Origin of the sequence: Pseudomonas congelans, from assembly GCF_900103225.1 — a bacterium.
Lineage (GTDB): Bacteria > Pseudomonadota > Gammaproteobacteria > Pseudomonadales > Pseudomonadaceae > Aquipseudomonas > Aquipseudomonas congelans.
Genome location: NZ_FNJH01000021.1, coordinates 1 through 2,649 on the forward strand (window position 1 = coordinate 1; position 2,649 = coordinate 2,649).

The following is a 2,649-nucleotide window of genomic DNA, read 5'->3' on the forward strand; positions in this document are numbered from 1 at the left end:
ACCACTGTGCACGTGACCTATCGACCGATCACGTTGGCTGACACGCAGAATCCCGCCAGCCCGATTGGCGAGGCGATTCCCGACCTGTCCTGGTACGTACTGGACGCCGATTTCAACCCGGTCGCTCAGGGTTGCAGTGGCGAGCTGCACATCGGTCACGCCGGTCTGGCGCGGGGCTACCATAACCGCGCCGCGCTGACGGCCGAACGCTTCGTGCCCGATCCGTTTTCCAGCGATGGCGGCCGCCTGTACCGCACCGGCGATCTGGCGCGTTATCGGGCGACAGGCGTGATCGACTACGCCGGGCGCATCGATCACCAAGTGAAGATTCGTGGCTTCCGCATCGAACTGGGTGAAATCGAAGCGCGGCTGCAAGCGCATCCGGGCGTGCGAGAAGTGAGCGTGCTGGCGCTGGACGGCCAGTTGGCAGCGTATCTGGTGCCTACTGAGGCTGATCAGGATCAGCAGAGTCTTCGTGAAATGCTGAAAAGCGAACTCAGGGCGCACCTGCCGGATTACATGGTGCCCACCCATTTCATCGTCCTCGACAGCATGCCGCTGACCGCCAACGGCAAGCTGGACCGCAAGGCGCTGCCTGCGCCGGACTCTAGCCAGTTACAGGCTACTTACAGCGCCCCGCAAGGCGAGCTGGAGCAGCAACTGGCAGCGATCTGGGCCGATGTGTTGAAGGTCGAGCGGGTCGGGCGTAGCGACAACTTTTTCGAGCTCGGCGGCCATTCGCTGCTGGCGGTGCAGATGCTCGTGCGGGTGCGCGAACAGTTGCAGCACGAGGTCAGCCTCAAGGATGTCTTCGAGCAACCGCTGCTGGCGGAGTTCTGCGCCACGCTGCAGGAAAAAAATGGCGAAAGTGGCCACGCGCAGGACGAATTGACTAAATCACTGGAGGCACTCAAACGTTTATCAGCGGAGGAAATTGATAATTTGATTGCTTAGCAGGAGAGACCCCAGTGCAACAGTTGCTTGACTCCGTTAAATCGCTGTCCGCCCGTGAACGCAAGGCGCTGGCGGTGCTGCTCAAGCGTCAAGGGGTGAATCTCTACGGGGTCACACCGATTGCCGTGAGGGAGACGCAGGCACCGTCCGCGCTCTCTTACGCGCAGCAGCGGCAATGGATCATCTGGCAGCTGGAACCGCATAGCGCGGCCTACAACATTCCGCTGGCGCTGCGCCTGCACGGCACGCTGAATGTCGAGGCATTGCGGCGCAGCGTGGAGCAGCTGACCGAGCGTCACGAAACCCTGCGCACGACCTTCGAACAGCAGGGTGATGAAGCGCTGCAGGTGGTGCAGCCTGCGTCGCCTTTTGCGCTCGGTGTCGAGCAGCTGTCCGCTGGCGAGTGCGTTGAAGGCTGGGTGGATCGTCATGTGCAGCAGCCTTTCGATCTGCAGCAAGGGCCACTGCTGCGGGTCAACCTGCTCAGGCTGAGCGGGCAGGAGCATGTACTGGTATTGACCCAGCACCACATCGTCTCCGATGGCTGGTCGATGCCGATCATGGTCGAGGAGCTGATGCAGTTCTATCAGGCCGCCAGCCTCGGTCGCGAGATCAAACTGGCGCCTTTGCCGATCCAGTACGCCGACTATGCACTCTGGCAGCGCAACTGGCTGGAAATGGGTGAACAGGAACGTCAGTTGGCGTACTGGACGCAGCAACTGGGCGAGCAACAGCCGATTCTGGAATTACCCACTGATCGGCCGCGTCCTGCGCTGCGCAGTTACCGCGGGGCGCGCTTGAACGTCGAGCTGGATGCCGCGCTGCTCGACAGCCTCAAGGGGCTGGCGCGGCAACAGGGCATCACGCTGTTCATGCTGTTGCTGGCTTCGTTGCAGACCCTGCTGCATCGCTACAGCGGTCAGGCCGATATACGCGTCGGCGTGCCGGTCGCCAACCGTACCCGCAGCGAAACCCAGGGGCTGATCGGCTTCTTCGTCAACACCCAGGTGCTGAAGGCCGAGTTCACCACGCAGACCTCCGTGGCCGAGCTGTTGCAGCAGGTCAAACACACCGCCGTGCAGGCGCAGGCCCATCAGGACCTGCCATTCGAGCAACTGGTCGAAGCCTTGCAGCCGCAGCGCGACCTGAGCCGCAGCCCGCTGTTCCAGGTGGCCTACAACCACCAGAGCGAGGGCCATAACCAGACCCAGACCCGTGAGCTGGCAGGGCTGCGCCTGGAATATCAGGTGTCCGACAAGCACACCGCGCAGTTCGACCTGACCCTCGACACCTGCGAACGCCCGGACGGCCTGACAGCCGCACTGACCTACGCCACCGACCTGTTCGACGCGGCAACCATCGAGCGCATGGCCAGCCATTGGCGCAACCTGCTTAACGGCATGTGCCACGACGTCAATCAGCGTATCGCTGACCTGCCCTTGCTGAGTGCCAAGGAACGCCAGAACACCCTGCGTGACTGGAATCGCAACCTTGCGGTCTACCCGAGCGAGCACTGCGCCCATCAACGCATCGAAGCCCAGGCCGAGCGTAACCCGCAGGCTATCGCCCTGAGCTTTGGTGGCAAACAACTGAGTTACCGGCAGCTCAACCAGCGCGCCAACCAGCTGGCGCACAAACTGCGCGAGCAGGGCGTCGGCCCGGATGTGCGCGTCGGGCTGGCTGCCGAGCGCGGCC

2 protein-coding genes are annotated in these 2,649 nt (G+C 62.8%); both read left to right on the forward strand.

From position 1 onward, the window contains the following. Nucleotides 1-954 (forward strand): phosphopantetheine-binding protein (locus BLR20_RS26290; protein ID WP_143010034.1); only part of this gene is annotated, 954 nt, incomplete at its 5' end. A 14-nt stretch (nucleotides 955-968) separates the two neighbouring features. Then, on the forward strand, nucleotides 969-2,649 hold a 1,681-nt coding region (locus BLR20_RS26295), incomplete at its 3' end, for a condensation domain-containing protein (protein ID WP_074595118.1).